Annotated in this window: 22 protein-coding genes; 7 read left to right on the top strand and 15 right to left on the bottom strand. The window is 72.5% G+C overall.

Features of this window, described 5'->3' with window-relative positions:
• Positions 1-110 precede the first annotated feature (110 nt).
• From ACFWRT_RS22875 to infC, 5 genes are all read right to left on the bottom strand, one after another.
• Entirely contained in the window at positions 111-1,256 is a 1,146-nt protein-coding gene (locus ACFWRT_RS22875) for a sensor histidine kinase (protein WP_380953665.1), read from the bottom strand.
• A 191-nt stretch (positions 1,257-1,447) separates the two neighbouring features.
• Positions 1,448-2,293 (bottom strand): TrmH family RNA methyltransferase, encoded by an 846-nt coding sequence (locus tag ACFWRT_RS22870; RefSeq protein WP_380953664.1) that lies wholly within the window; start codon positions 2,291-2,293, stop codon positions 1,448-1,450.
• Between the two features lie 115 nt (positions 2,294-2,408).
• On the bottom strand, positions 2,409-2,792 hold the full coding sequence (gene rplT, locus ACFWRT_RS22865; RefSeq protein WP_007457565.1) for a 50S ribosomal protein L20: 384 nt from the start codon (positions 2,790-2,792) through the stop codon (positions 2,409-2,411).
• A 107-nt stretch (positions 2,793-2,899) separates the two neighbouring features.
• Entirely contained in the window at positions 2,900-3,094 is a 195-nt protein-coding gene (gene rpmI / locus ACFWRT_RS22860) for a 50S ribosomal protein L35 (RefSeq protein ID WP_003970213.1), read from the bottom strand.
• Positions 3,095-3,215: 121 nt separating this feature from the next.
• Positions 3,216-3,938, bottom strand: coding sequence for a translation initiation factor IF-3 (infC, locus tag ACFWRT_RS22855; protein ID WP_380953663.1), 723 nt, complete (start codon positions 3,936-3,938; stop codon positions 3,216-3,218).
• A 326-nt stretch (positions 3,939-4,264) separates the two neighbouring features.
• On the opposite strand from infC, the gene ACFWRT_RS22850 reads away from it, so the two are divergent.
• Positions 4,265-4,630 (top strand): DUF1844 domain-containing protein, encoded by a 366-nt coding sequence (locus ACFWRT_RS22850; RefSeq protein WP_073881883.1) that lies wholly within the window; start codon positions 4,265-4,267, stop codon positions 4,628-4,630.
• Between the two features lie 70 nt (positions 4,631-4,700).
• On the opposite strand, the gene ACFWRT_RS22845 is transcribed toward ACFWRT_RS22850, so the two are convergent.
• The 3 genes from ACFWRT_RS22845 to ACFWRT_RS22835 are packed head-to-tail and all read right to left on the bottom strand — an operon-like array spanning position 4,701 to position 7,572.
• Entirely contained in the window at positions 4,701-5,477 is a 777-nt protein-coding gene (locus ACFWRT_RS22845) for an SseB family protein (RefSeq protein WP_380953662.1), read from the bottom strand.
• A gap of 44 nt (positions 5,478-5,521) precedes the next feature.
• On the bottom strand, positions 5,522-6,706 hold the full coding sequence (gene mycP, locus ACFWRT_RS22840; protein ID WP_380953661.1) for a type VII secretion-associated serine protease mycosin: 1,185 nt from the start codon (positions 6,704-6,706) through the stop codon (positions 5,522-5,524).
• On the bottom strand, positions 6,703-7,572 hold the full coding sequence (locus tag ACFWRT_RS22835; RefSeq protein WP_380953696.1) for a hypothetical protein: 870 nt from the start codon (positions 7,570-7,572) through the stop codon (positions 6,703-6,705). The genes mycP and ACFWRT_RS22835 overlap by 4 nt, the downstream gene beginning before the upstream one ends.
• 526 nt (positions 7,573-8,098) lie before the next feature.
• Here ACFWRT_RS22835 and ACFWRT_RS22830 point away from each other — a divergent pair.
• Positions 8,099-9,301: an amino acid deaminase/aldolase gene (locus ACFWRT_RS22830; protein WP_380953660.1), complete on the top strand. Its 1,203-nt coding sequence runs from the start codon at positions 8,099-8,101 to the stop codon at positions 9,299-9,301.
• An 18-nt stretch (positions 9,302-9,319) separates the two neighbouring features.
• Here the strand turns inward: ACFWRT_RS22830 and ACFWRT_RS22825 are convergent, their stop codons facing one another.
• Together ACFWRT_RS22825 and ACFWRT_RS22820 are read right to left on the bottom strand one after the other, a co-directional pair.
• Positions 9,320-10,273: a DUF2510 domain-containing protein gene (locus tag ACFWRT_RS22825; RefSeq protein ID WP_380953659.1), complete on the bottom strand. Its 954-nt coding sequence runs from the start codon at positions 10,271-10,273 to the stop codon at positions 9,320-9,322.
• 20 nt (positions 10,274-10,293) lie between these two features.
• Positions 10,294-11,271 carry a LysR family transcriptional regulator gene (locus ACFWRT_RS22820; RefSeq protein ID WP_380953658.1) on the bottom strand — a complete coding sequence of 326 codons (978 nt, stop codon included), beginning with the start codon at positions 11,269-11,271 and terminating at the stop codon, positions 10,294-10,296.
• Positions 11,272-11,341: 70 nt separating this feature from the next.
• Between ACFWRT_RS22820 and ACFWRT_RS22815 the strand changes: the two genes are divergently transcribed.
• Positions 11,342-12,520: a TDT family transporter gene (locus ACFWRT_RS22815; RefSeq protein ID WP_380953657.1), complete on the top strand. Its 1,179-nt coding sequence runs from the start codon at positions 11,342-11,344 to the stop codon at positions 12,518-12,520.
• On the opposite strand, the gene ACFWRT_RS22810 is transcribed toward ACFWRT_RS22815, so the two are convergent.
• The 4 genes from ACFWRT_RS22810 to ACFWRT_RS22795 form a co-directional block, all read right to left on the bottom strand.
• The gene (locus ACFWRT_RS22810; RefSeq protein WP_380953695.1) at positions 12,459-13,169 is read right to left on the bottom strand and encodes a helical backbone metal receptor; all 711 of its coding nucleotides are present in this window, start codon (positions 13,167-13,169) and stop codon (positions 12,459-12,461) included. The two genes, ACFWRT_RS22815 and ACFWRT_RS22810, sit on opposite strands and share 62 nt — an antisense overlap.
• A gap of 24 nt (positions 13,170-13,193) precedes the next feature.
• On the bottom strand, positions 13,194-13,739 hold the full coding sequence (locus ACFWRT_RS22805; protein ID WP_018515320.1) for a helix-turn-helix domain-containing protein: 546 nt from the start codon (positions 13,737-13,739) through the stop codon (positions 13,194-13,196).
• Between the two features lie 163 nt (positions 13,740-13,902).
• Positions 13,903-16,527, bottom strand: a complete 2,625-nt coding sequence (locus ACFWRT_RS22800) for an ABC transporter permease/substrate binding protein (protein ID WP_380953656.1) — start codon at positions 16,525-16,527, stop codon at positions 13,903-13,905.
• The gene (locus tag ACFWRT_RS22795) at positions 16,520-17,710 is read right to left on the bottom strand and encodes a quaternary amine ABC transporter ATP-binding protein (protein ID WP_380953655.1); all 1,191 of its coding nucleotides are present in this window, start codon (positions 17,708-17,710) and stop codon (positions 16,520-16,522) included. The genes ACFWRT_RS22800 and ACFWRT_RS22795 overlap by 8 nt, the downstream gene beginning before the upstream one ends.
• 259 nt (positions 17,711-17,969) lie before the next feature.
• Here ACFWRT_RS22795 and ACFWRT_RS22790 point away from each other — a divergent pair, with 259 nt between their 5' ends.
• Complete coding sequence (locus tag ACFWRT_RS22790) at positions 17,970-18,878, top strand: 5'-3' exonuclease (RefSeq protein ID WP_380953694.1); 909 nt, start codon at positions 17,970-17,972, stop codon at positions 18,876-18,878.
• A 126-nt stretch (positions 18,879-19,004) separates the two neighbouring features.
• The gene (locus ACFWRT_RS22785) at positions 19,005-19,856 is read left to right on the top strand and encodes a siderophore-interacting protein (RefSeq protein WP_380953654.1); all 852 of its coding nucleotides are present in this window, start codon (positions 19,005-19,007) and stop codon (positions 19,854-19,856) included.
• A 292-nt stretch (positions 19,857-20,148) separates the two neighbouring features.
• Here the strand turns inward: ACFWRT_RS22785 and ACFWRT_RS22780 are convergent, their stop codons facing one another.
• Entirely contained in the window at positions 20,149-20,781 is a 633-nt protein-coding gene (locus ACFWRT_RS22780; protein WP_380953653.1) for a MerR family transcriptional regulator, read from the bottom strand.
• A gap of 200 nt (positions 20,782-20,981) precedes the next feature.
• Here ACFWRT_RS22780 and ACFWRT_RS22775 point away from each other — a divergent pair, with 200 nt between their 5' ends.
• The gene (locus ACFWRT_RS22775) at positions 20,982-21,917 is read left to right on the top strand and encodes a hypothetical protein (RefSeq protein WP_380953652.1); all 936 of its coding nucleotides are present in this window, start codon (positions 20,982-20,984) and stop codon (positions 21,915-21,917) included.
• The gene (locus ACFWRT_RS22770; protein ID WP_380953651.1) at positions 21,914-22,369 is read left to right on the top strand and encodes an ABA4-like family protein; all 456 of its coding nucleotides are present in this window, start codon (positions 21,914-21,916) and stop codon (positions 22,367-22,369) included. Before ACFWRT_RS22775 ends, ACFWRT_RS22770 begins: the two co-directional genes overlap by 4 nt.
• Positions 22,370-22,406: the final 37 nt, after the last annotated feature.

Here is a 22,406-nt window from a genome sequence, read left to right as displayed (position 1 = left end):
AAAGGTGCCAAAGGTCGAGTCTAAAGGCCGCAGGACGGTCGGGGCGCCCGTGGGCCGCTCAGCCCTCCCGTCGCCCACCACCACCCTGCCTGATCGCTACGCAAACCCCTCTACTTCATATAGGCGGGCATGCTCACGGGCAGGATAAATCGGAACTCGGCCCCGCCGCCGGGCCCCCGGCCGACCGTGATGGTGCCGCCGTGCGCCTCGACGATGCCCTTGACGATGTAGAGGCCGAGGCCGGTGCCGCCGCGCTTGCTCCCCCGCCAGAAGCGGGTGAAGACACGGCCCATCGACTCCTCGGGGATGCCGGGGCCCTCGTCGCTCACGGTGACCGCCGTTCCCATCTCGTCGCAGGCGCCCGGCGCGGGTGCGGGGGCGATCTCCATCGTGACGGTTCCCTCGCCGTGGCGCACCGCGTTTTCCAGGAGGTTCCCGAGGATCTGGTCGATCTTGTCGGGGTCGGCCCACAGGGCGGGCAGCGGGCCCCGGGCACGGACCCGGAAGCGGTCGGGGGCCTGGCCGCCCGCGATGAGGGCCTGGATGTGGCGGGCGACGGCGGCGGAGATGTCGACCGGCTGGCGGCGCAGCTCCAGGCGGCCGGAGTCGATCCGGGAGATATCGAGCAGCTCGGCGATGAGCCGGGTGACCCGGCCCGCGTCGGCGTCGACGGTCTCCAGCATCAGCCGCTTCTGGTCGTCGGTGAACCGTTCCCATTTGGCGAGCAGGGTGGCGGTGAACCCTTTCACCGAGGTGAGCGGGGAGCGCAGCTCGTGGGCGACGGTGGCGATCAGCTCGGCGTGGCTGCGTTCGGTACGCCGGCGGGCCTCGGTGCCGCGCAGCGAGACGACGACCCGGCGCACCGGGCCGAGCGGGTGCTCGCGTACGTAACGGGCGGAGACCAGTACTTCACGGCCGCCGGGCAGCAGCAGGTTGCGCTCGGGCTGGGAGTTACGGGTGGCGAGGCCGCCGTACGGGTCGGTCAGCGGCCACCAGCGCTTGCCCTTGAGGTCCTCCAGCGGGAGGGCCACCTCCAGGGGGCGGCCGATCGCGTCGGCACGGGGGGTGGCGGTGATGCGGGCGGCGGCGGCGTTGAAGCAGACGACGCGGCCGTCGGCGTCGGCGACGACGAGCCCGTCGGGCAGATCGTCGGGGTCGAGGCCGGTGGAGAGGGCGTCCAGGTGTCCGATGCCGGTGCCGTCCGCGCTTCCGGCAGCGGTGTGCGCCGGTCGCGGCGAGCTCATGCCGACAGCCATTTTCCCCTATCCCCACCTCTCGAACCGGTGCAGTGGGCCCCCGAGTTCGTCACCCTACTAGCCGTCGGCGAACCCGCGACACCCTGTGGGGGCGCGCGGTGGGCGTGCGCCGGTGGCCGGGAAAGCGGAATGGCCGGGACCGATCGGTGACGGTCCGTCGAATCGGTGACGGTCCGTCGAACGGCCTGCGGTTACGCGTCGGGGGCGCGGCGGGGACGCTGGGCGCGGGCGGAGGCGTAGAGGCAGACGGCGGCGGCGGTCGCCAGGTTGAGGCTCTCCGCCTTGCCGTGGATCGGGACCCGGACGACGGCGTCGGCGAGCGCCCGGGTCTCCTCGGGCAGCCCCCACGCCTCGTTGCCGAAGACCCAGGCGGTGGGCTCGCCCATGGTGCCCGCGTCCAGCTCGTCGTCCAGGTCGTCGTCCCCGGCCCCGTCGGCGGCGAGGATGCGCACCCCGGCGTCCCGGAGGCCCTGCACGGCCTGCTCGACGGGGACGCCGACGGCGACGGGCAGGTGGAAGAGCGAACCGACCGACGCCCGTACGGACTTGGGGTTGTACAGGTCCACGGAGGCATCGGTGAGCACCACGGCGTCGGCGCCGGCCGCATCCGCGCAGCGCAGTACCGTACCGGCGTTCCCGGGGTCGCGGACATTGGCCAGAACCGCCACCAGGGTGGGCCTCGCGTCCAGGATCTCCTGGAACGGGGAGTCCAGGAAGCGGCAGACGCCGATGAGGCCCTGCGGGGTGACGGTCTGCGAGACGTCGGCGAGGACGTCGTCCCCGGCCAGGTGGACCCGGGCCCCGGCCGCGTGGGAGGCGTCGATGATGTCGGCGTACCGGTCGGCGGCCTCGGGGGTGGCGAACAGTTCGATGAGCGTCGGCTCACCGTCCCCGCCCCGGTGGGCGGCGGCCTCACGCACGGCCTGGGGCCCCTCGGCGATGAACCTGCGCTCCTTGCCGCGGAAGTTGCGGCGGGCCAGCCGGCGGGCGGCGGCGACGCGCGGGGAGCGCGGGGAGATCAGTTCGGGGGTGCCCATGGTCGGCGGCGAGCCTCTCTGCGTACGGGATGGGGATCAGGGGGTCAACGCACCGGACCCGCAGACGGCGTGCGCCTGCGGGTCCGGTTCACGTACCAGGAAAGCGGTGCCTGGATCAGGCGGCCTTCGGGGCGTTGACGTCGCTCGGGAGGGCCTTCTGAGCGACCTCGACGAGAGCGGCGAACGCGTTGGCGTCGTTGACCGCGAGCTCGGCCAGGATCTTGCGGTCCACCTCGATGTTGGCGGCCTTCAGACCCTGGATGAGGCGGTTGTACGTCATGCCGTTCTGGCGGGCAGCGGCGTTGATGCGCTGGATCCACAGCTGACGGAAGTCGCCCTTGCGCTTCTTGCGGTCGTTGTAGTTGTAGACCAGGGAGTGGGTGACCTGCTCCTTGGCCTTGCGGTACAGGCGCGAGCGCTGCCCGCGGTAGCCCTTGGCCGCCTCGAGAATTGCCCGGCGCTTCTTGTGGGCGTTGACTGCCCGCTTGACGCGTGCCACGTGTTAACTCCTTGTAGCGGGGCCGTGGGTGTCTTCACACGGCCCGGAAACGAATTGGTCCCGGTGTGATCGAGGTCGTGCCTCCGGCGTGAGCCGGAGGCCGAGCCTCACTTGCCGAGAAGCTTCTTGATCTTCTTGGCGTCGGCCGGAGCCACGACGACCGTGCCGGTCAGCGAGCGGGTCTTCTTGGACGACTTGTGCTCGAGCAGGTGGCGCTTGCCGGCCCTCTCGCGGAGCACCTTGCCGGAGCCGGTGATCTTGAAGCGCTTGCTGGCACCGCTGTGCGTCTTGTTCTTCGGCATCGCGCCGTTCTCTCCTCGTCAGTGGCGCCCCTCACGGTGCGGGGCACCGGACTGCAGGGGCGTCAGATCTCTATGGGATTCCGGGGGGACCCGGGGGCGCCTGGATGGCGGCCCCCGAAGGTCACGCCTCGGAAGGTGTCTCGGCCGGAGCCTCGGCCGCTGCGGCCGGAGCCTCAGCGGTGTCGCCCTCGGGCGCGGCGTCGGTCGTGCCCTGACGCTCCGCCTTGCGGGCGGCCTGGGCCTCACGGGCCTCGGCCATGGCTTCGGTCTTCTTCTTGTGCGGGCCCAGAACCATGATCATGTTCCGGCCGTCCTGCTTCGGGTTGGACTCGATGAAGCCCAGGTCCTCCACGTCCGAAGCGAGACGCTGGAGCAGTCGGAAGCCCAGCTCCGGGCGGGACTGCTCACGACCACGGAACATGATCGTGATCTTGACCTTGTCGCCCTGCTTGAGGAACCGGACGACGTGACCCTTCTTGGTGTCATAGTCGTGCGGGTCGATCTTCGGCCGGAGCTTCATCTCCTTGATGACCGTGTGCGCCTGGTTCTTGCGCGCCTCACGGGCCTTCATGGCCGACTCGTACTTGAACTTCCCGTAGTCCATGAGCTTGCACACGGGCGGACGGGCTGTCGCCGCCACCTCGACCAGGTCGAGGTCATACTCCTGTGCGAGTTCCAGGGCCTTGGCAAGCGGAACAATCCCGACCTGCTCGCCGCTGGGACCGACAAGTCGGACCTCGGGAACGCGAATCCGGTCGTTGATGCGGGGCTCGGCGCTGATGGATCCTCCTCGGTAGCACCACGCGACCGCCTGGCGGACAGCCGCGTTACGTGTGTGTCTCAAGACCAACCGAGCCGGAACGGCAATACAAAAAGCCCCGGACGGGACACAGGCGGGGCTCCATTACTACCGGAGCACCGTCGCGGTCAACCGCGGGGCGCATCGAGCGGCTCCATCGTCCGTACGGAACGATGGGGACCGCCTGACCGGTGACCCGCCATCCGTGAGGATGGTCAGGTGGGAGATCGGAGCCTCCACTTGTGGGCCGAGCACATAGGTGTCCGGCCGGTCGTTACACAAGGTTAGCAGCCCGGTCGCGGGGGCGCTAATCCTGCGTCCGAGAGGCTCCCGCGCGAGGGGCGGTCCCGGCCGGGCCTTATCGTGTGGGCATGAGCGACGCGACCCCCACCAGCAGTGAGAACCCCGGCTTCGACGCCATGGCCCGCGACATCGCGGAGGTCCCGGCCGTCGAGGTCATCGTGACGGTCGCCGTCAACCTGATGAGCGCGGCGGCGGTGAAGCTCGGCCTCACCGAGGAGGGCGAGGACCACAAGGACCTCGACGAGGCCCGCAAGCTGGTCCACGCGCTGGCCGGACTGCTGGACGCCTCCACCACGGAGATCAGCACCTTCCACGCCTCCCCGCTGCGGGACGGCCTGAAGTCGCTCCAGCTCGCCTTCCGCGAGGCCTCGCTGGTGCCGGACGAGCCCGGCCAGGGCCCCGGCGAGAAGTACACGGGCCCGGTCTACGGCTAGGTCTTCCGGTTCGTACGTACGTGAGCCCGCCTCCCCCTCGTCGGGGCGGCGGGCTCACGTAGTTTAAGGCTCAGCGGCTGAACAGGGGCTCCCCCGGTGCGGTGGCTCCGGCCGGCAGCAGCGCCAGGTCCAGCCCGCTGACCAGCCGGGCCCTCAGCACCTCGCTGCCGGAGAGCGCCTCGGCGACCCGGCGGGCCGCCTCGGCGGGTGCCGCGTCCGGGGCGAGGACCAGGGCGAGGGTGCCGTCCGCCCGGCCCGGGCCGAGGTGGGCGCGGAGCACGACGGGTTCGGCGGCGACGGCCTCCCGTACGGCGTCGAGCACCGCCGGGTCCTGGAGCGGGTCGGTGCTGGTGCGGTTCTCCGCCAGCGCCAGGAGCGCCTGGCCGCTCAGCTCGAAGGCGACGGGCCCGGCGAGGTCCAGCACCACGGTGTCGGCCTTCTCGTGCGCGGCGGCCTGGAGGGCCTGGTGCAGCGGTACCGCGACGGGGCGGGCCTCGGGGTCCCAGAGCGCCAGCGAGTCGGTCGAGGTGAAGGCGGGCAGCGCGCGGCGGTCGCCCGCCTTGAGGGTGGGCACGGCCATGTCGCTGGTCTTCTCGCGCCGCAAGCCGCCCCCCCGTCTCCCACCACCGCCCTTCTGGTGAGCTTCGCGCTCCTCTTGACTGCCCTCCTCCACCTCGCCGAGGACGGCGACGACGGGGACCAGGAGCCGGGCCTCGCGTAGCGCCGCCAGGACCGGGCCGACGGCGCTCCGGTCCTTCGCCCAGGCATCGAGTGCGCTGGTCAGGGCGGGGGAAGCCGAGCCGTCGTCGTCGGAGAAACCGGAGTCCGGGATGTTCTTGAGCGCCACGGGTCGAGGGTAGTGCCTGGGGGCGTGGCCGCCGAGCCGGGGGTTCAGCGGTGGCCCGGTGCGTTGCGGCCGCGCCACAGGACGACGGCCGCCGCCAGCAGGATCGCGCCGAGGCCGCCCGCGAGCGGGGCCGCCCAGTTGACCGGGTCGTCGGCGGCGGGCGGCGGGGTCGGCCCGGGGCCGAAGAACTTCGTGCGGTGGCCCGCCGTGGCGGTCCTGGCGCTCAGCTCCCCCGGGCGCAGCCGGGAGCCCGCCTCGATGGCCTCCGCCGGGTCGACGATGCCGTAGCCCCGGGCGTCGTCGCGGCCCTCGGCGGGGGCGTCGCGGGCGGTGTCGGCGAGGAGCTTCTTGATCTGGGCGGGGTCGAGGCCGGGGTGGGCCGCGCGGACCAGGGCGACGGCCCCGGAGACGAACGCGGCGGCCGCCGACGTACCCCACTCGATGTAGTAGTGGCCGTCCGGGTTGGCCACGACGATGTCCACGCCGGGCGCGCTGACGGTGGCGTACCAGCGGCGGGTGGAGAAGGCGGCGTGGGTGCCGTACTCGTCGACGGCGGCGACCGCGATCACGCCGGGGTAGGCGGCCGGGTAGGAGATCCGGTCCCCCTTCTCGCCGCCGTTGCCCGCCGAGGCGACCACGGAGATGCCCTTGGAGAGGGCGTACTGGATGGCGGAGTCCTCGCCCGGGTCCGGGTGGGCGGACTCGCTGTCGTCGCCCAGGGAGAGGTTGATGACGTCGGCGCCGTTGTCGGCGGCCCAGCGGATGCCCTGGGCGAGCGCGGTGCCGCGGGTCTTGCGGGCCTTGGCGCGGGCCGGGTCCTTGGATTCCAGGATGACGCGGACCGGCATGATCTTGACCTCGGGCGCGATGCCGAGGACGCCGTCGGTGCGGCCGGGGCCGTTGCCGTGTCCGGCGATGATTCCGGCCATCGCGGTGCCGTGGAGGGCCCAGGAGGGGTCGCCCTGGCCGGCGCCGAAGCCGACGAGGTCCTTGCCGGGGAGCACCTGGCCCACGAGGTCGGGGTGGGTGCCGTCGACGCCGGTGTCCAGGACGGCGACGGTGACGCCCGCGCCCTTCGTGGTCTGCCAGGCACGGTCGGTGTGCATCGCCGCCAGGGCCCACTGCTGGTCGCGGATGGCGTCCGCGTGGACGGGGGGTGCGGGGGCGAGCGCGAGGACGGCGGCGGCGCAGACCGCGGCGAGGACGCGGTGGGGTCGTCGTCGGGTCATGCGGGCGGCTCCACGAGATCGGTGACGGTCGTGCGCAGCCCTCGCTCCACCCGGTCCGCGATGCCCTTCGCCTCGTGGCCGAGGCCGGCCTGGGCGATGTCCGTGGTGGCGGGCGTCTGCGCCGCCGCGTCGGCGGGCTGCGGCTCGGCGACGGTACGCGCGTCGGCGAAGCCGGAGACGGCGAAGACGACGACCGGGATCTCGGTGAGCGGCCGGACGGTCCAACTGGCGCGCTGCCGGTCGCCGAACCCGGCGGCGACGGTGCCCTCGGGGGCGTACGTACGCGGCATCAGGTCCTTGCGCGCGGCGAGCTTCTGCTCGGTGAACCGGGTGCTCAGGGCCCGCATCCCGGCGGCGTCGGCCTCGGTGACGACCATGCCGACGGTGGTGACGGCGGAGCGGGTCGAGTCGGTGTAGGTGGCCCGCACCATCCGCTCGCAGCCGACGGACCGGAGGGTGGTGCGCAGCAGGGGATCGAGCCCCTGGGAGCAGTCGCTGTCGCCGGCGACGGCGAGCCGGGTCCAGGTGCGGTTGGTACCTCCGGGTCCGGCTCCCGTGCCCTTGAGGGCGCGCGGGAAGAGCGTGTCGATGGGGACGCTGTGCCAGACGGTGCGGCCTGCGGTGTAGGGGGTCCGGGTGGGCTCGGCGGAGGAGTCGCCGGTGAGCCAGGCGCCGGTGGCCGCGCCGCCGATGAGCCCCAGCCCGAGGACCACGCAGGCGGCGGCCAGGGGCGCCCGCCACCGCTGCCGGGGCGGGACGGGGCGGAGCCGGGTGGTGATCTCGGCGGGGGTCTCGGGGTAGCCGTAGCGGGCCGGTACGCGGTACGCGCCCGGGGGCGGCGGGACGGCTCCCGGCGCCGGGGTCAGGTCGACGGCCCCCGCGGGCCTGCGCTTCTGGAGGGTGAAGGCGGGAGGCGGCCCGGAGCCGGGGTGCGTGGGGCGCGCCGGGTACGAGGCGGGCGTTGGCGGTGCTGACGGGGCGGTGGGGGCCGCTGTGTTCGGCGGTACGGGGGTGGTGGGGGTGGCGGGGGGTGCTTGTGGGGGGCGGCGCGGGGCTGTTGGGGCGGGTGAGGGGCCTGGTGTCTGCGGGCCGCCCGAGGCCTGCGGGGTGCTCGTGCCGCGCGGGGCCTGTGCGGGGGGCGGGACAGCCGGGGGCGGTGGGGTCGTCGGGCGGGGTGGCACGGGAGCGCGCTGCGCTTCGGTACTCATCCGGCCCCCTGGTTCGCGTCCCCGTACCGACCACGGATCACCGCCACCGCCAGGCGCGTTGGTGCTCGCGTGCCCGTCACTCTACGGGCTGCGGGCGCACGGCGGGGCACGGGCCGTCCGGCCTCGGCGGATCTGCCCCGAACGTCCCCTACCCAGGGGTAGCGCTCTCTGGCAAGCTGCGGCCATGACTGCCCGCGCCGCTGACCGGACCCGGTACAACCGGGCCACCGCCCACCTCGACGCCCCGATCGCGATCGTCGATCTGGACGCCTTCGACGACAACGCCGACGATCTGGTGGCCCGGGCGGGCGGGAAGCCGATCCGGGTCGCGAGCAAGTCCGTGCGGTGCCGGGCCCTGCTGGAGCGGGTGCTCGCGCGCCCCGGGTTCGCCGGGATCATGTCGTACACGCTGGCGGAGTCGTTGTGGCTGGCGCGGGCCGGGTTCGAGGACGTGCTGCTGGCGTATCCGTCGGCCGACCGGAGCGCCTTCGCCGAGCTGGCCGCCGATCCGAAGCTGGCCGCGGCCGTGACCGTGATGGTGGACGACCACGCCCAGTTGGAGCTGATCGACGCCTCCCGGGCCGGCGGGCAGGAGGAGATCCGGGTCTGCCTGGAGCTCGACACCTCGCTCCAGCTACTGGGCGGCCGGATCCGGATCGGCGCGCTCCGTTCGCCGCTGCGCTCCCCCGCGCAACTCGCCGAGCTGGCCCGCTCGGTGGCGCGCAGGCCGGGGTTCCGGCTGGTGGGGCTGATGGCGTACGAGGGTCATGTCGCCGGGGTGGGCGACTCGTTGGCGGGGCGGCCGCTGCGGTCCCGGGCGATCCGGCTGATGCAGGCGGCCGCCCGTAAGGAGCTGGCGGCCCGCCGGGCCGAGGTGGTCCGGGCGGTCCGCGCGGTCGCCCCCGACCTGGAGTTCGTCAACGGCGGCGGCACCGGCAGCGTGCAGCACACGGCGGCCGAGGCCGCGGTGACGGAGATCGCGGCGGGTTCGGGGCTGTACGTGCCGCGCCTCTTCGACAACTACACGTCGTTCACCGCCCGCCCGGCGGCCCTGTTCGCCCAGCCCGTGGTGCGTCGGCCGGGCGTGGGCGTGGTGACGGTCCTCGGCGGCGGCTACCCGGCCTCCGGCGCCGCCGGAGCGGACCGGTCGCCGGTTCCGTACCTCCCGGAAGGGCTGCGCTACGACCCGCAGGAGGGCGCGGGCGAGGTCCAGACGCCGCTGCTGGGCTCCCCCGCCGACGATCTGCTGATCGGTGACAAGGTCTGGTTCCGGCACGCCAAGGCCGGTGAGCTGTGTGAGCGCTTCGACGCGCTCCAGTTGATCGAGGGCGACCGGATCACGGCGACCGTTCCGACGTACCGGGGCGAGGGGAAGACCTTCCTCTGAGCCCCTGGTAGAGAGGGTTCAGGGGCCGATCGACGCGCCCACGCCACCGCTCGTCGCGCTGTCCCCGATCGGCCGGATCGACCGCGTGATCGTGTCCGTCAGCGACACCGGCAGCTCCGGCCGGTCCGCGTCGAAGGCGTACCGGACGATCACCGGGGTCTCGCTGCCCACCGTCGACGGGAAGGCCACCGACTGCACCACGCCACCCGGCCCCTTCGCGGTGACGACCCGCCAGCGCACCAGGTACCCGGTGCGTCCGGCGACCGCCACCGGCTCCGCCTTGAGGACCTGGTGGGACGTGATGCCGCCATGGGTGCGCCGGCCGAGGACGTCCTCCTCGTAGGCCTGGTCGGCGGCCGTGGTGATGTCGGCCTCCGCGATGGCCTTGGGGTCGCTCTGGCCGGCCCGGGCGGTGCGGGTGGAGACGGTGCCCCGGTAGCAGAAGGAGGCGGAGGTGCCGGGGCAGTCGTAGGAGATGGCCGTACGGATGGTGGGGGCGTCGTCGGAGGTGTTCTCCGGCTTCTCCCAGCCGTCGGGCACCGTCAGCGTGATCCCGTTGAGCTGGTCGACGAGGGCCCCGGGGTCGTCGTCCGGGCTGCCCTCCGGGGAGGGTGTCGCGGACGCGGCGGGTGCGGTGGGGGCCGGGTCGGAGGCGGTGGGTCCCGGGGCCGCTCGCGTACCGCTGTCGTCGGGGCCCAGCAGGACGGCGGCGGTGACGGCCGCGCCCAGGACCAGCAGGCCCGAGAGAGTGATCGCCACGACGCGCGTACGGCTGCCGCCCCGGGGAGACGGGGGTGCGGTCGGCGGCCCGAACGCCTGGGGAGCGTGCGGCGGGTGCGCCGGCTCGTACGGTGCGGGGTGCGCGGCGGCGGACGGGCGGGTGTGCGCGGTCCAGGCCGTGCCGTCCCACCAGCGGTCGGTGCCGGGTGTCCCCGCGTCCGGGTACCAGCCGGGCGGCGTCGCGAAGCTCATGGAGCCACTCCAGGTGGCCTTCACAGCGTGTTCGAAGCGGTTACGGAGCCGGGGGAGACGGGGGCGTCGGTGGACCGCCCGGTGCGGGAGAGCAGGTCGCGGGCGGGGCCGGTCGGGCGGTGGCCCGCCGGCCAGACGGCCCGCAACTGGCGGCGCAGCCGTACGCCGGCGACCGGGATCTTGACCAGGCGGCGGGACGACAGCTCCTCGCCGAGGGCCAGTTCGCTCAGGACGCAGGGCCCGGCGCCGCTCTCCGCCGCGCCCTTCACGGCGGTCGTCGAGGAGAGTTCGAGCAGCGGCTGGGCGAGGCCGCCGTGGACGGCGAGGGCCGCGTCCAGGACCTGCCGGGTGCCGGAGCCGCGCTCGCGGAGGATCAGCGGGGTGGCGGCCAGTTCACCGGGGAGCAGCGGGGTGCGGCGGCGGGCCCACAGGTGGCTGGGGGCGACCACGACGACGAGGCGGTCGTGGGCGATGACGGTGCCGTCCAGGCCCTCCGGTATCGACAGGCCCTCCACGAAGCCCAGGTCGGCCTCGCCGGTGACCAGGCGGCGGGCGACGTCCGCCGAGTTGCCGACGAGAAGCGAGACGGCGGTGTCCGGGCGCTCGGCGCGCAGGGCGATCAGCCAGCCCGGCAGCAGGTACTCGGCGATCGTCATGCTGGCCGCGACCCGCAGCCGGGAGTCCCGCCGGTCGCGCAGCGCCTGCGCCCCCGCGTCGAACGCCTCGGCGGCCTCCACGACCCGGCGCGCCCAGTCGGTGACGAGCGCGCCCGCGTCGGTGAGCCGGGAGCCGCGCGGGGAACGGTCCAGCAGGGCGACGCCGAGCTGCCGTTCCATGGAGCGGATGCGGCTGGAGGCGGCGGGCTGGGTGATGCCGACGTCCTTGGCGGCCCGCCCGAGGCTGCCGTGCCGGGCGACGGCGAGCAGCAGCTCCAGCGCTCCGAGGTCGGGGACCCGGTGGGAGAGAGGAGTGCGGGGAGCTTGGTCGTCACTGGGCATAAAGCCAGCTTATGACCTCATAGGAACGGGGGTCCTGGTGGGCGGAGCCGGGCACGCGAAGAATCGTGGCATGGCCATCTTTCCGCAGACCCGGACCGCTGAACCGCTCCTCCACCGCGACGCGTGGACGGGCCCGCGACCGGTCGGGCGGCGGCTGCCGTCCCTGCGGCACATCGGCCCGAACTGGTACGCGAGCGTCATGGGCACCGCGATCGTCGCGAGCGCCGGGGCGGCGCTCCCGGTGGACGTGCCCGGTCTGCGGCGCGCGTGCACGGTGGTGTGGGCGCTGTCGGCCGTCCTGCTCGCCGCCGTCCTCACCGCCCGGGCCGGGCACTGGCTCCACCACCGCGACCAGGCCCGCGCCCACCTTCTGGACCCGGCCGTCGCGCCCTTCTACGGGTGCCTGTCGATGGCGCTGCTGGCGGTCGGCGGGGCCACGCTGACGGTGGGCGCGGACGTCATCGGCGTACGGGCCGCTCTGGCCGTGGACGTGGTGCTGTTCGTCGCGGGGACGGCGGTCGGCCTGGTGGCCGCTGTGGTGGTGCCGTACCTGATGGTCGTACGCCACCGTCCCGCGCCCGGGACCGCGTCGCCGGTCTGGCTGCTGCCGCTGGTCGCCCCGATGGTCTCGGCCTCGCAGGGGGCGCTGCTGGTGCCGCACGTGGCGGCCGGGCAGGGGCGGGAGGCGCTGCTGCTGGCCTGCTACGCCACGTTCGGGCTCTCCCTGCTGGCCACCCTGGTGGTGCTGCCGCTCGTCTTCGCCCGGCTCGTCCACCACGGACCGCTGCCGCTGGCGCTGACCCCGACGCTCTTTCTGGTGCTGGGGCCGCTGGGGCAGTCGACGACCGCCGTCAACCAGTTGGCCGACGCGGCTCCGGGGGCGGTCGCGGATCCCTACGCCTCGGCCTTCGGCGCGTTCGCGGTGCTCTATGGGGTGCCGGTGATGGGCTTCGCGCTGCTGTGGCTGGCGCTGGCTGCGGCGATGGTCTTCAGGGCGATGCGTGACGGTATGGGGTTCGCGATGACGTGGTGGGCGTTCACGTTCCCTGTAGGAACGTGTGTGACGGGGGCGGCCGGTCTGGCCCGGCACACCGGTCTGGACGCCCTGACCTGGCTGGCCGTGGCGTTGTACGTGTTCCTGGTGGTGGCGTGGCTGGTCGCCGGGGCACGGACCGTGCGCGGCGTGGTCAGCGGAGCGCTGACGGCAGCTCCTGTGCCGCCCTCAGCAGCGACGGCCCGTACCAGGTGAGCAGGCGGCCGTCGACGAGGGCGGCGGGCAGGGCCGGGAAGGCCTCGGGCCCGTCGGCGGCGGTGAAGCGGTAGGGCTCATCCGGCAGCACTACCAGTTCGGCACCGGACGCGTTCAGCTCGGCGAGCGGGATGCGCGGGTAGCGCTCGGCGTGGTCCGCGTACACGTTGCGCACCCCGAGGCGGGCCAGCAGGTCCCCGGCGAAGGTGTCGCGGCCGAGCACCATCCAGGGGCGGCGCCAGATCGGTACGACGGCGGGGCGCGGGCTCGCGGAGGGCGCGGGGAGGTCCGCCCAGGCCGCCTCGGCCTCGTCCAGCCAGCGGGGGCGGGTCAGGCCGCAGCCGGTGGTGAGGACCCGGTCCAGTTCGGTGAAGGCCTCGTCCAGGGTGCGGATCTCGGTGACCAGGACGTCGAGCCCGGCCTCCCGGAGTGCGGCGAGGTCGGGGGCGCGGTTCTCCTCCTCGTTGGCGATGACGAGGTCCGGCGCGAGGGCGGCGATCGCAGCCACGTCCGGGTTCTTCGTGCCGCCGATCCGGGCGGCGGCGAGGCCTTCGGGGTGCGTGCACCAGTCGGTGACGCCCACGAGCAGCCCGGGGGCGGTGACGGCGACGGCCTCGGTGAGGGAGGGGACCAGGGAGACGGCACGCATCGGCACTTTCGGCTCTCCCGGCCCTCAGCGGCGCGAGTCGTACGTCGCGTCGATGTGCTCCGCGACCGCGACGAGCAGCAGCCGGGTGCCGGGCCGGGTGGCCCGCCAGCGGTGCCGTACGCCGCCGGAGAGGAACAGGGTGTCGCCGCGCTCCAGCCGGTACGCCTGGCCCTCCGCCTCGACCTCGGCGGCGCCCTCGACGACGTACATCAGCTCGTCGTTGCGGTGCTGGAACTCGCGCCCGAGGTCCTGCTCACCGGTAAACTCCAGGGCGCTGAGCTGGTGGCGCCCGCGCACCACCCGGCGTACGCCGTCGCCCTCCTCACCCCGTACGACGTCGACCGCGCGGGCCGAGTCGGCGGCGGCCCGCAGCCGTGAGGTGGTGGTCTCCAGGGCCTCGGCGACCCGGTCGAGCGAGCGGGCGCTGGGGCGGGCGCGCTCGTTCTCGATCTGGCTGAGGAAGGGCACGGAGAGCCCGCTGCGCTCGGCGACCGCGGCCAGCGTGAGACCCAGGGTGCGGCGCCGACGGCGGACCGCGGCACCGACCCGCGGTGTGTCCTTGTCGTCCATGTCCGGGCTCCCTCCCACCTGAGCCATCCTCCCGGCTGCCAGCACCTTACGCACATGGTTGCGCGAGACGTCCGGTAATCGGCCCTCGGACAGCCGGAAGGGGTGGGCCCCGCCGTCCTGGCGGAACCCACCCCTCACCTGCGCTTTCCGTGCTCCAGAACCCCTATTGGGGTGCCATGGTGTCCGCGATGCCCGGATTTTCGTCCATCCAGGCCTTCACGGCTTCCTCCTCACGACCCGCGCCGCGCTTCTGGATCTCGTTCTCCAGGCCGCCGAGCTGCTTCTCGTCCAGCTTGAAATTCTTGAACCACTTCGTGAGCTGCGGGTACTGCTTCGGGAACTCCTTGGAGGCGATGGTGTGCAGCCGGTCGCCGTCACCGAACGTCTTCTTCGGGTCCTTCAGCTTGGTCATGCCGTACTCGTTGTACGCCCAGTGCGGGGTCCACAGCAGGACGGCGATGGGCTCCTTCTTGGCGTACGCCCGCTTCAGCTCGGCGAGCATGCCGGGCGTGGAGGAGTCCAGGACCTGGTACTCCTTGTCCAGGCCGTAACTCGGCAGGACGTTCGTCTTGAGGTTCTCCATGGTGGCGGTGCCGGGCTCGATGCCGACGATCCGGCCCTTGAAGTCGCCGCCCTTGCCCTTGAGGTCGTCGAGCGTCTTGACGTCCTTGACGTAGTCGGGGACGGCGACCTCGATGGAGGTCGGCCCGTACCAGGAGCCGAGGTTGCTCAGCTTGTCGCCGTACTTGTCCCAGTAGTTCTTCTGCGTGTACGGCAGCCAGCCGTCGAACTGCACGTCGATCTGGCCGCGTGACATGGCGGCGTACATCGGGCCGACCTCGAACTGCTTGAGGTTGATCTTGTAGCCGCGCTCCTCCAGGACCGCCTTCCACAGGTACGTGGCGGCGATGTCCTCCTCCCAGGGGAACCAGGCGACCTCGACCGGGCGCTTGCGCTCGTCGTCACCGCCGGCCGCCTGGGCGTCCTTCGGGGCGGGCGACCACTTGTCGGCGACGCCCGGGTTGTCCTTCAGCCAGGTGCGGACGGCGTCCTGCTCCTTGCCGGAGCCGGCCTTCTGGATCTCGGCCTCAAGGCTGGTGAGCTGCTTCTCGCTCATCTTGAAGTCCTTGAGCCACTTGGCGACCGTGGGGTTCTCCTCGGTGAAGCCCTTGCGCGCCAGCGTGTGGATGCCGTCGCCCTTGCCCCAGAGGCCCTTGGGGTCCTTGAGCTTGGTGAGGTCGAAGTCGTTGTACGCCCAGTGCGGCGACCAGAGCGGAACGACGATCGGTTCCTTCTTGGCGTACGCGCGCTTCAGCTCGGCCAGCATGGACGGCGTGGAGCCGTCGATGAGCTTGTACTCCTTGTCCAGGCCGTAACCCGGCAGCAGCTTGTCCTTGAGCAGGCCCATCTCACCGGCGCTCGGCTCGATGCCGACGATGCGGCCCTTGAACTCGGAGGCCCGGCCCTTCAGGTCCTCCATGGACTTGACGTCCTTCATGTACGCGGGGACCGCGAGCTCCAGCGAGGTGGGGGCGTACCAGGCGCCCATGTCCTCCAGGCGGTCCTGGTACTTCTTCCAGTAGCTGGCGTGGGTGGTGGGGAGCCAGGAGTCGGTCTGGAAGTCGATCTGGCCGTTGGCCATGCCGGTGTAGAGCGCGCCGGCCTCGTACTGCTTGACGTCGACCTCGTAGCCGCGCTGTTCCAGCATCTCCTTCCAGAGGAAGGTGGAGGCGATGCCCTCGTCCCACGGGATGTAGCCGATGGAGATCTTCTTGCCGTCGCCGACCTGCCCGTCCGCACCGGAGGCGGTGTTCTTGGCGGAGCCGCCGAAGATGCCCATGCCGCCCGCGACGAGCGCGAGGGCCACGATGCCGGCGACCGCGACGACGGGCTGCGGGCGGTAGGCCCAGATCTTCCAGCCCTCGACGGACGCCTGCGCCTTGGCGGCGGCGCGGCGGCCGAGCGGGGAGACCTCGCGGCCGAGTGCGCCGGTCATCCGGTCCAGGTACATGGCCAGGATGACGATGGAGATGCCCGCCTCGAAGCCGAGGCCGACGTCGATGTTGCCGATGGCGCGGTAGACGGAGCCACCGAGGCCGCCGCCGCCGACCATGCCCGCGATGACGACCATGGACAGGCCCAGCATGATGACCTGGTTGATGCCCGCCATGATCGTGGGCAGCGCGAGCGGGAGCTGGATGCGCAGCAGGGTGTTGCGCGAGGTGGTGCCGAAGGCCTCGGCCGCCTCGACGAGTTCGCCGTCGACCTGGCGGATGCCGAGTTCGGTCATCCGGACGCCCGGGGGCAGCGCGAAGATGATGGTGGCGATGATGCCGGGGACCACGCCGACGCCGAAGAAGATGACGCCGGGGATCAGGTAGACCATGGCGGGCATGGTCTGCATGAAGTCCAGGACCGGCCGGACCACCGCGCTGACGGTCTTGGACCGGGAGGCCCAGATGCCGAGCGGTACGGCGATGAGCAGCGTGACCAGGGTGGCGACGAGCACCAGGGTGAGCGTGTCCATCGCCTCGGCCCACAGCTCGACGGAGTCGATGACGGCGAATCCGACGAAGGCCAGCAGCCCGGCGGGCAGACCGCGCAGCCACCAGGCGATGATCGCGACGATGCCCGCGAAGAGCAGCGGGTGGGGGGCGGAGAGTACGGCGGCTATGCCGTCGAACATGGAGCTGACGACGGAGCTGATCGCCTCGAAGAGCCAGGCGAGGTGGGTCTGGAGCCAGTCGACGGCGGAGTCGACCCATTCGCCGAGAGGGAGCCTAAACACTGGCCACCTTCTTCACGGCATCGTTGTCGGACTTCACGGCATCGTTGTCGGAGAGCGTCTTGGGCGGTGCCACGGAGTCCTTGGATGTCCCGGAGTCCTTGAGGGCCTCGGTGGGCGTCATCGGGTCACCGAGCACGGCGAGCAGCCGGGAGCTGGGGACGACGCCGACGAGCTTGCCCTTGGCGTCGGTGACGGCCACCGGGTCCGCGCTCTGCGCGCAGGGGGCGAAGAGCTCGATGATCGGCGTGGACTCGGACACCGCGGCGGGGGCCGCGGCGAGGACGTCCTGCGGGGTGCGCAGCTCCGTGCCGTCCGTCGTGGTGGAGCCCATGACGGTGTGCGGCTCGGCCATGATGGCGCCCGCGGTGAGCACCCGGGAGCGGTCGACGTCCTGGGTGAAGGAGGCGACGTAGTCGTTGGCCGGGGTGACGAGGATGTCCTCGGCGGTGCCGAGCTGGACGATCCTGCCGTCGCGCATCACGGCGATCCGGTCGCCCAGGCGCATGGCCTCGTTGAGGTCGTGGGTGATGAAGACGATGGTCTTCTTCAGCCGCTTCTGGAGCTCCAGGAGCTGGTCCTGCATGTCGCGCCGGATCAGCGGGTCGAGCGCGCTGAAGGACTCGTCCATGAGGAGCAGGTCGGCGTCGGTGGCGAGCGCGCGGGCGAGGCCGACGCGCTGCTGCATACCGCCGGAGAGCTCGTCGGGCCAGGAGCTCTCCCAGCCGGCGAGGCCGGTCAGTTCCAGGGCCTCGGTGGCCCGCTTGATCCGCTCGGCACGGGGTACACCCTGGACCTCCAGGCCGTACGCGGCGTTGTCCAGGACACTGCGGTGGGGGAAGAGCGCGAAGTGCTGGAAGACCATGCTGATCTTGGTGGAGCGCACGTTCCGCAGGTCGCGCGGGGCCAGGGCGGTCAGGTCCTGGTCGTCGAAGAGGACGCGTCCGGCGGTCGGTTCGAGCAGCCCGTTGAGCATCCGCAGCAGCGTGGACTTGCCGGAGCCGGAGAGGCCCATCACCACGAAGATCTGGCCCGGCTCCACCGTGAAGGAGGCGTCGATCACCGCTGCGGTCGTTCCGTCGGCGCGGAGTTCGTCGCGGTCCGCGCCGTCCTCCAGCTTCCGGACGGCTTCATCGGGTCGTCGGCCGAACACTTTGTACAAGTTCTCGGCTTGCAGCCTGGACACATACACCTCACGGGTCGAACTGAGAACGGTCTGCCACCCCCGCCGGCAGACCGTGGAGCGGTGCGGTTTCGGCCCGCATGGCACATGCATTAGTTGAAAATGCGACGTGGTCCGCTCCGATGGCGCGCCTGCCCGCACTTACACGGAGCAAACGCAAGTGTGTTCCAGGTCACGATCGGGGCGATCTCCGGTCACCGGGAGCCATCGACGGCGACTGTCAGTGGCGTGGGGCATCATCGGTTCCGTGACGCGACGCCTGATGCTCCTCGACACCGCCTCCCTCTACTTCCGCGCCTATTTCGGCGTCCCCGACTCGGTGCGCGCACCGGACGGGACCCCGGTCAACGCCGCGCGCGGACTCCTCGACTTCATCGCCCGCCTGGTGCAGGACCACCGGCCGGACGAGCTGGTCGCCTGCTGGGACAACGACTGGCGCCCGCAGTGGCGGGTGGACCTGATCCCGACGTACAAGGCGCACCGGGTGGCCGTCGAGACACCCGCGGGGCAGCGTGACGAGGAGGAGATCCCCGACACGCTCTCCCCGCAGGTCCCGATCATCGAGGACGTGCTGGCCGCGCTCGGGATCGCCCGCGTCGGCGTCACGCCGTACGAGGCGGACGACGTGATCGGCACCCTCACCGCCCGCGCGACCGGGCCCGTGGACATCGTGACCGGCGACCGCGACCTCTATCAGTTGGTCGACGACGCCCGGCAGGTGCGGGTGCTCTATCCGCTCAAGGGCGTCGGCACGCTCCAGATGACCGACGAGGCGTGGCTCCGCGAGAAGTACGGGGTGGACGGCGCGGGCTATGTGGACCTGGCCCTCCTCCGCGGCGATCCGAGCGACGGGCTCCCGGGCGTGCCCGGCATCGGCGAGAAGACGGCGGCGAAGCTGCTGGACGCGTACGGGGACCTGGCCGGGATCATGGCGGCGGTGGACGACCCGAAGGCGAAGCTCACCCCCTCGCAGCGCAAGCGGCTGGACGAGGCGCGGGACTACGTGGCGGTCGCGCCGAAGGTCGTGCGGGTGGCCCAGGACGTGCCGCTGCCCGATTTCGACCCGGCACTGCCCCGCGAGCCGCGCGACCCGGCCGCACTGGAGGCGCTTGCCGGGCAGTGGGGGCTGGGCGGGGCACTTCAGCGGCTCCTCACCACACTCCAGGCCTGAGGTGTTAACTTAGGCATACCTAAGTCATCGGGGCCGGAGGTGTCCGGCGCCGAGCGCCGATACGTACGCCGCACGCATCCGTCCACCGACGAGCGGGCCCGTACGTCACAACCCAGGGAGTACCTCGTGGCAGAGCGGCCGGCCCGGCAAGGACCCAAGGCCCAGGGGGCGCAGGTCGTGCGCACCGAGCAGATCACCCCGCACATGGTGCGCGTGGTCCTCGGCGGCGAGGGGCTCGCCGACTTCTCCCTGGACGGCTTCACCGACCACTACATCAAGCTGTGCTTCGCGCCCGAGGGCGCCGACTACGCGCACCCGTTCGACATCGCCGCCATCCGCGAGAGCCACCCGCGCGAGCTGTGGCCCACGACCCGTACGTACACGATCCGTTCGTGGGACCCGGTCGCCCGGGAGATGGCCGTCGACTTCGTCGTCCACGGTGACGAGGGCCTCGCGGGACCGTGGGCGCAGCGCGCCCAGGCCGGCGACCAGGTCACCTTCCTCGGCCCCGGCGGCGGTTACGGGCCGCAGGCCTCGGCCGGCTGGCACCTCCTGGCGGGCGACGAGAGCGCGCTGCCGGCGATCGCCGCGTCGCTGGAGCAGATGCCGGCGGGCGCCCTCGTGCACGCGTTCGTCGAGGTGCCGGACGCATCCGAGGAGCAGAAGATCGTGACGCCCGACGGGGTGGCCGTGACCTGGCTGCACCGCGGCGACCGTCCGGTCGGCGAGCTGGTGACCGCGGCCGTGAAGGGTCTGGACTTCCCCGAGGGCGAGGTCCAGGCGTTCGTGCACGGGGAGGCGGGCTTCGTGAAGGAGATCCGCCGCTACCTGCGCGTGGAGCGGCAGATCCCGCTCGCCCAGCTCTCGATCTCCGGCTACTGGCGCCTCGGCCAGAACGACGACGCCTGGCGCGCGGTCAAGCGCGAGTGGAACGAGCAGGTGGAGCGCGAGCAGGAGGGGCCGGCAGCGGCCACGTGAAGGCTTCCGCGAGACCGCACCCGACCCCGTCCGCCGAACTCGGCGGGCGGGGTCGGCGCGTGCCTGCGGGTCGCGGAGTCAGGCGCGCGGGGTCGGCGCGTGCCTACGGGGCGCGGAGTCAGGCGCGCGGTGTCGGCGCGTGCCTACGGCGCCACCTCGCCCGGCGCGGCGCAAGGCCAGGCGCGCGGGGCCACCTGCCCGGCAGGGCGCGAAGCCAGGCCCCCGGGGCCACCTCGCCCGGCGCGGCGCGAAGCCAGGCGCGCGAGGCCGCCACTCCCGGCACGACGCGAGGTCAGACGTCCGCAGCACCCCCGCCGGCCGCCGGCCCACCCGCCGCCCGTGACTCGTAGCGCTGGACGGAGACGTCCTCGTGCGCCAGCCTGCGCAGCGCGCCGAACATCGTCTCCCCCAGGACCGTCCCGACGACCACGCTCTCCACCAGCTCCTCGCGGGCCACCTTGCGCTGCACGTAGTCGAGGTCGGCGCGGGCGATCACCTCGGCCGCGTCGGCGTAGACCTCCAGCAGGTCGACCAGACCGCTGTGCCCGACCCGGCGCAGCGCCGCGATCACCCCGGCCAGCGACTCGGCGGCCGTCGTCCCCTCGCTCACCTGCCAGCCGCGCCGCCCGAGCAGCGCGGCCACCTCCTCCCGGGCCTGCTCCAGCTCCGGACCGCTCTCGCCCTCCTCCAGCGGCGTGACCCCCTTCGCCGCCGCGCCGAGCACCTTGATCACCGGCTGCGCGGGATCGTCCGCGGCCTCCAGGACCTCGCCGATGGCGGCGAGCGAGAGGCCGCCCACCTCCAGCAGGACGCGGATCAGGCGCAGTCGCCGCTCATGCCCCGGGCCGTAGTCGGCCTGGTTGGGGCTGGTCAGCTCCCCGGGCGGCAGGAGCCGTTCCCGTACGTAGTACTTGATCGTCGGCACCGGCACCCCGGACCTGCGACTCAATTCACCGATGCGCACCGCGTGTTCGCCTTTCCGCCCTTGCCAGATCAGACCGCCATCATAGATAGTGCCCCTACCGGATAGCGGTAAGTGCCACTATCCATGTAACCGTTCACAGGGGGTCTTCCGTGTCGTCATGGCGTTCCTGGCATCGCCCGTTAGTCGTCTTCTCCGCCGTGATGGCCCTCGGAGCCCTCGTCTCCGCCGTCGGCCTCGTGATCGACGACCGGATCCTGGTGGACGCCCCGATCTGGGCGAAGCCGTTCAAGTTCTTCGTCTCCTTGGCCGCCTACGGCCTGACCCTGGCCTGGATGCTCGCGCAGACGACCCGGGGGCGCCGGACCGGTCGGTGGGCGGGGAACGTGGTCGTCGTCACGAGTCTCGTCGAAATGGTGATCATCACCGGCCAGGTCATCCGCGGGAAGCGCAGCCACTTCAACGCGGAGACCCCCTTCGACACGGGCCTGTACTCGGTGATGGGGCTCACCATCGTCGTCCTGTGGGCGGCCACCCTGGTCATCGCCGTCCTGCTGCTGCGCACCCGGCTCGCCGACCGGGCGACGGCCTGGGCGATCCGGGGCGGCGTGCTGATCGCCCTGGCGGGCGCGGCCGTCGGCTTCCTGATGTCGCAGCCGACCGCGGAGCAGCGGGCCGCGGGGAACCTGGACACCGCCGATGTGGTCGGCGCCCACTCCGTCGGCGTACCGGACGGCGGACCCTCGATGCCGCTGACCGGCTGGTCCACGACCGGCGGCGACCTGCGGATCCCGCACTTCGTGGGCATGCACGCGCTCCAGCTCATCCCGCTGTTCCTGATCGCCCTGGTGCTGCTCGCGCCCCGGATCGCCCGACTGGGCGACGCGCGGGTGCGGCTGGGGCTCGTACGGGTGGCGGTCGCCGGATACGCCGGCCTCGTCGCGCTGACCGCCTGGCAGGCCCTGCGGGGACAGCCCCTGATCCACCCGGACGCGGCCACCCTCACAGCCGCCGCCGTGCTCCTGGCGGGAGTGGCCGCCGGGGTGGGGGCGGCGCTGCGCACCGCACCCGGCCACGTCGCGGTGCCCGCACCCGCCCAGCCCGAACCGGCCTCCGACAGCAAGGAGTTCACGGCATGACCGGCATCCTCTTCGAGATCACGTTCTATCTGGCCGCCCCGTTCTGGCTGCTGATGATCTTCGCTCCCACCTGGTCCGTCACCACCCGGATCGCCTCCTCACCGCTGACGGTCCTGCCGCTCCTGGCCGTCTACACCGTCCTGGCCGTTCAGGTCTTCCCGGAGCTCTGGACGGCGGTGAGCAGCCCGGACATCGACACCCTCCAGGAGCTGGCGGCGCTGGCCGAGGGCGCCGGAGCCCTCTGGGCGCAGGTGATCGCCTGGGATCTGCTGATCGGCCAGTGGATGTTCCTCCAGAGCCGGAAGCTGGGGCTCTCCCCCTGGCTGATGGGCCCGCTGCTCCTGTTCACGATCCTGCTCTCGCCGTTCGGCCTGCTGGTCTTCCTCGCCCTGCGCGCCGTCCGGCGAAACGCGGACCGGCCACAGCAGCAGCGGCAACAGCAACAGGGCTGAATCGCGCCGCTGCGTCGCACGGCCGGGCAGGACCGGT

Origin of the sequence: Streptomyces cyaneofuscatus (assembly GCF_042718795.1) — a bacterium.
Taxonomy (GTDB): Bacteria; Actinomycetota; Actinomycetes; order Streptomycetales; family Streptomycetaceae; genus Streptomyces; species Streptomyces cyaneofuscatus_A.
This window is presented reverse-complemented; position numbering and strand designations above follow the sequence as displayed.

What these genes read in the sequence shown, in the direction of transcription:
- ACFWRT_RS22875 (WP_380953665.1), bottom strand. Translation starts at nt 1,256, where the DNA reads ATGGCTGTCGGCATGAGCTCGCCGCGACCGGCGCACACCGCTGCCGGA.
- ACFWRT_RS22870 (WP_380953664.1), bottom strand. Translation starts at nt 2,293, where the DNA reads ATGGGCACCCCCGAACTGATCTCCCCGCGCTCCCCGCGCGTCGCCGCC.
- rpmI (WP_003970213.1), bottom strand. Translation starts at nt 3,094, where the DNA reads ATGCCGAAGAACAAGACGCACAGCGGTGCCAGCAAGCGCTTCAAGATC.
- ACFWRT_RS22850 (WP_073881883.1), top strand. Translation starts at nt 4,265, where the DNA reads ATGAGCGACGCGACCCCCACCAGCAGTGAGAACCCCGGCTTCGACGCC.
- mycP (WP_380953661.1), bottom strand. Translation starts at nt 6,706, where the DNA reads ATGACCCGACGACGACCCCACCGCGTCCTCGCCGCGGTCTGCGCCGCC.
- ACFWRT_RS22830 (WP_380953660.1), top strand. Translation starts at nt 8,099, where the DNA reads ATGACTGCCCGCGCCGCTGACCGGACCCGGTACAACCGGGCCACCGCC.
- ACFWRT_RS22825 (WP_380953659.1), bottom strand. Translation starts at nt 10,273, where the DNA reads ATGAGCTTCGCGACGCCGCCCGGCTGGTACCCGGACGCGGGGACACCC.
- ACFWRT_RS22820 (WP_380953658.1), bottom strand. Translation starts at nt 11,271, where the DNA reads ATGCCCAGTGACGACCAAGCTCCCCGCACTCCTCTCTCCCACCGGGTC.
- ACFWRT_RS22815 (WP_380953657.1), top strand. Translation starts at nt 11,342, where the DNA reads ATGGCCATCTTTCCGCAGACCCGGACCGCTGAACCGCTCCTCCACCGC.
- ACFWRT_RS22810 (WP_380953695.1), bottom strand. Translation starts at nt 13,169, where the DNA reads ATGCGTGCCGTCTCCCTGGTCCCCTCCCTCACCGAGGCCGTCGCCGTC.
- ACFWRT_RS22805 (WP_018515320.1), bottom strand. Translation starts at nt 13,739, where the DNA reads ATGGACGACAAGGACACACCGCGGGTCGGTGCCGCGGTCCGCCGTCGG.
- ACFWRT_RS22790 (WP_380953694.1), top strand. Translation starts at nt 17,970, where the DNA reads ATGCTCCTCGACACCGCCTCCCTCTACTTCCGCGCCTATTTCGGCGTC.
- ACFWRT_RS22775 (WP_380953652.1), top strand. Translation starts at nt 20,982, where the DNA reads ATGGCCCTCGGAGCCCTCGTCTCCGCCGTCGGCCTCGTGATCGACGAC.
- ACFWRT_RS22770 (WP_380953651.1), top strand. Translation starts at nt 21,914, where the DNA reads ATGACCGGCATCCTCTTCGAGATCACGTTCTATCTGGCCGCCCCGTTC.